The 3,368-nt window shown below is 55.0% G+C and carries 5 protein-coding genes and 1 tRNA gene; 1 reads left to right on the forward strand and 5 read right to left on the reverse strand.

Annotated elements, in window-relative coordinates:
• Window positions 1-240: 240 nt before the first annotated feature.
• Window positions 241-675 carry a hypothetical protein gene (locus NW837_RS01905; RefSeq protein ID WP_414329028.1) on the reverse strand — a complete coding sequence of 145 codons (435 nt, stop codon included), beginning with the start codon at window positions 673-675 and terminating at the stop codon, window positions 241-243.
• Window positions 676-876: 201 nt separating this feature from the next.
• Here NW837_RS01905 and NW837_RS01910 point away from each other — a divergent pair.
• Window positions 877-950, forward strand: a tRNA-Arg gene (locus tag NW837_RS01910).
• Window positions 951-984: 34 nt separating this feature from the next.
• Here NW837_RS01910 and NW837_RS01915 read toward each other — a convergent pair.
• The 4 genes from NW837_RS01915 to NW837_RS01930 all read right to left on the reverse strand — a co-directional run bounded on the left by NW837_RS01915 (window position 985) and on the right by NW837_RS01930 (window position 3,216).
• Entirely contained in the window at window positions 985-1,419 is a 435-nt protein-coding gene (locus NW837_RS01915) for a type IV pilin protein (protein WP_414329029.1), read from the reverse strand.
• Window positions 1,420-1,992: 573 nt separating this feature from the next.
• Window positions 1,993-2,139 (reverse strand): hypothetical protein, encoded by a 147-nt coding sequence (locus tag NW837_RS01920; protein WP_414329030.1) that lies wholly within the window; start codon window positions 2,137-2,139, stop codon window positions 1,993-1,995.
• A 9-nt stretch (window positions 2,140-2,148) separates the two neighbouring features.
• Complete coding sequence (locus NW837_RS01925) at window positions 2,149-2,799, reverse strand: FAD binding domain-containing protein (RefSeq protein WP_414329031.1); 651 nt, start codon at window positions 2,797-2,799, stop codon at window positions 2,149-2,151.
• Window positions 2,800-2,841: 42 nt separating this feature from the next.
• Window positions 2,842-3,216: a DUF1818 family protein gene (locus NW837_RS01930; protein WP_414329032.1), complete on the reverse strand. Its 375-nt coding sequence runs from the start codon at window positions 3,214-3,216 to the stop codon at window positions 2,842-2,844.
• Window positions 3,217-3,368 lie beyond the last annotated feature (152 nt).

The following is a 3,368-nucleotide window of genomic DNA, read 5'->3' on the forward strand; positions in this document are numbered from 1 at the left end:
CTATCTCGTCAGTGCTCTCTTTTGGCTCAAATGAAAGATCAACACAACCTAGTTTGGAATGACTATAATTTGTAATTTTTTACAGAAAGAGGCGTTTTTCAAAAGCTGAGCTGGAACTTGTTCTCTCGTTTTAACAAGTTGGCCAGAAACTTCTTAAGCTTTCTCTACTCTGTAGGCACGCTCTTCTGGATCCAGCTGATCCAGCTAGACCAGGGCATGGGGTAAGACTACTCCAAGATCCTATTCTCCCTCGGGGGGTGCTGCCGCCTCAGAATCCAAAATGGCCCCTGCTCCGTAAGAGTTAATATCGATGGCTTGGGATCCACCGGCAGCCAACAGAGCCATCAGGGATCCCAACTGCCACCACACCAAGCCTGCCGTGCTCAACACTAGGATCCCACCGACGCAGGCGGCCAAGGCCATAGACAGGCCAAACACGTTCAGACACGCGGCCACAAACCCAGAGGTAAACAGGCAGCAGAGACTGTAGGTGAGGATCACCCCAGGAGTGCGGTAGCGAATTTGCGCTTGGCTATCCCGGTTGAGCTGCCAAAGGGCCACCTGGTATTCCAAATTGTCCTTGAAAATGATGCCAAAGATGACAGCAAAAAAGCTGAATAAGGCGATGGCAGAGTAAATGGGGGGATTGACGAAGGGATCAGAAAGGGATTCCATAGGGCTGACCTCGGTTTGGGATCCAAGTCCTTAGCTTAACACTTCTTAGCATCACAGAAGATGTCTAGCAGGTCAATGTCAACAACACAACCGATAACGCCAGACCCAGTTGGGGCATGATGAGAACTGGTCGGGTATCACCTCATCTGCAAAAGGGCTGTAATCTGAGATGGGGGCTAAGAGCAGTAGGATGTTCGACAAGGGGCTGTAGCTCAGATGGATAGAGCAAGCGCCTCCTAAGCGCTAGGTCGGCGGTTCAAGTCCGCCCAGTCCCGCTTCCTCAAGCCGCCAGACTCCTGCCTGGGCAGGTCAACGATAGAGGTTGCAGGAGTTGTGTAGGTTGTAGCCGGAGACCAAAACCTCTTGCTGGCGATCCCCAAGGCCGATGTCACAGCGCAGGGGATTCCCACCAGCAGCTGTGTAGGTGTGAGACTCAGTCATCCAACGAATGCCGCTTGGGCCAGGAGTGGGAGGAACAACTTCGGGGAGACGATAGTTGGGGGCTTGCCAGGGATCTTGCAGATAACGATCCCCGTGGATCCCTCCGAATTGAATATCGGCGTAGCTGGAAGGATAAACCGTAAAATCCATGCGGAAGATTTCTGAAGCGCGGCCAATGGTCGCCAAAGCTGTTTGGGCTTCAGCAACTCTGGAGCGGCGAATGTGGTTGAGCAGGTTGGGAATGGCCACCGCGCAGAGAGTACCGACAATCACGATGACCACCAGCAACTCGATCAATGTCATGCCACGAGGAGCCGCAGTGGCCAGACGAAAGAGGATTCTCCGGAGATACACTTCATGAGGGGAAAACCGACTCATAGCAGTTCCAGTCCCGCTTCGGGAGAAATCAGGCACTTAGCTAAACCCAAAGGAGCTTGCCCCAGTATTCCAGCCTTTCCTTGGTTTCAGGTTACCCTTTGCGGATCCAAAACTTTCCCTGTCAAATCACGCGAACTCCTGAATCCAAAACCCCACTGGATATCAACTGTAGGTAAATTTTTTGTAAACTGGCTTCAAGTTTTAAGGCCAGATAAATCTGAGTTCACTGTGAACTGTTTTCGCGGCTGTCTATGGGGTGACACTGCCAGTTGCTACTGCCCCAAACTTTTATGTGTTACCCATTTTTGGAACAGCAACAGATGAATTTTTGCCTGTGGCTATCTCAATCCTATGGACGGGAATGTCAGACTTATGGTCATTTCGATTCAAACTGGGGCACTGACCCACGCCTAAAACCTTTACTTTCAGAGCGGCGGGAGCTTTGGCAGGATGAGTACGTCGTTCTCAGCCCCCTGTTGGGATGGGGCAATACCCCGATTAGCCCAAGATGTCTATACAGCGGCGAATCAATACCTCGCTCATGCGTTGGCGGTAAAGGGCGCTGGCCCGAAAATCCGCGATCCAGCCGTGGGCTTGCTCTGCCAAAAGTTGGGGAAGATGTTCTGGATCGGGCCGGGATCCCATCTGGATCAGTTATGGGGGCGAAAGGGCGGCATTGAGCCCGAAGCGATAGTTGCCTGAGTCGGGATCGCGGGATCCAGCGACGATCACCAAGGCGGGATCCGTTTGGGTGATGCCGAGCCGCTGAAAGGTGCTGGGGCCGCGCAGCCGTTGGGCCGGGATCCAGATGGATCGCAAGGCTTCGCCCAGCTGCTGCAGAGTTTGTTGGGGGCCGGTTTGAAAGTCCTGAGCGGGGATGTGGCGCAGGGATCCCTGCAGATCGATCAGCGTGTAGGTGGCCTCAAGGGCGATCAACACGGGCGCTACGACACCGACACTCAGGGCCAGACAGAGATTTCCCCCTATCGTTGCCAGGTGGGCCACTTTGAAAGAGGCCAAAGATGCCATTCCCTCGCACAGGGCGCGGATCCCCGGCCAATGGGGTGGCCAATCGTATTGCAACAGTTGCTGGAAGGTACAGGTTGCCCCCAGTTTTAGCCCTTCTGCGCTGATTTCCAGCTCATTCCAGCCCAGAGGATGCAAATCGATCAGTCCCCGCAGGTGGGGTTGCGGCTGTGAGAAGAGCCAAGTCCCCCCGGCCAGCCAGTTCCAGCCGGGATCCCAGGCGGTCAAGTCCTCAAGCTGTCGGGGACGAATGTAGGTGTGCAGATGGTGCAGATCCATGGGTTCTCTCAGGCAGGGATCCAGACTGCAGGCTTCAGGGGGCTAGAGAGCTTCCTGAAAGCATTGGGCGAGGGCCTGGCACAGCTCAGGGACAACATCAGCAGGCCAAAAACCTTCTCCGCGCCGGCCTTGATGCAATTGCACATAGAGACCCCAGGCAGTGGCGCTGCCGCTGGCTATCAGGGTCAAAGCAGGGAAAGTCTGCTCCAGCGTAATGCTCTCCTCCGCCATCAGTTGGGAGGCGATGGCCTCCATATCCTGCTGCAGGCGCTGCACCCCCTGCACAAACGCTTGCCACTCCTCCTGAGTGAGCTCCAGCGCCCAGGCTTCTCCCCCCACCAGCGCAACAAAAGGGGAACGGGTGGGATCCCAGCCCAGCCGCCAGCCGGATCCCTTGTGCAGAGAAGAACGAGCCAAGTAGGAACTCCGTCCCACTGTCGCGATTGGGAATCCATCACCGTTGTTGGCAACAGACAGGCAAGGAAAAGCATCCATGGTGCTGATACATTCACGCTGAACTCTCCTGAACATGGTTCAGGAAAGAAGCGATCGCATCCTGCCTATCTCTG

The sequence above is a fragment of the Synechococcus sp. R6-10 genome, assembly GCF_047461815.1.
Taxonomy (GTDB): Bacteria; Cyanobacteriota; Cyanobacteriia; order Thermostichales; family Thermostichaceae; genus Thermostichus.

Excerpts from the sequence above, each read along its gene's own strand:
- NW837_RS01925 (WP_414329031.1), bottom strand. The coding sequence starts at position 2,799 with ATGGATCTGCACCATCTGCACACCTACATTCGTCCCCGACAGCTTGAG.
- NW837_RS01920 (WP_414329030.1), bottom strand. The coding sequence starts at position 2,139 with ATGGGATCCCGGCCCGATCCAGAACATCTTCCCCAACTTTTGGCAGAG.
- NW837_RS01905 (WP_414329028.1), bottom strand. The coding sequence starts at position 675 with ATGGAATCCCTTTCTGATCCCTTCGTCAATCCCCCCATTTACTCTGCC.
- NW837_RS01915 (WP_414329029.1), bottom strand. The coding sequence starts at position 1,419 with ATGACATTGATCGAGTTGCTGGTGGTCATCGTGATTGTCGGTACTCTC.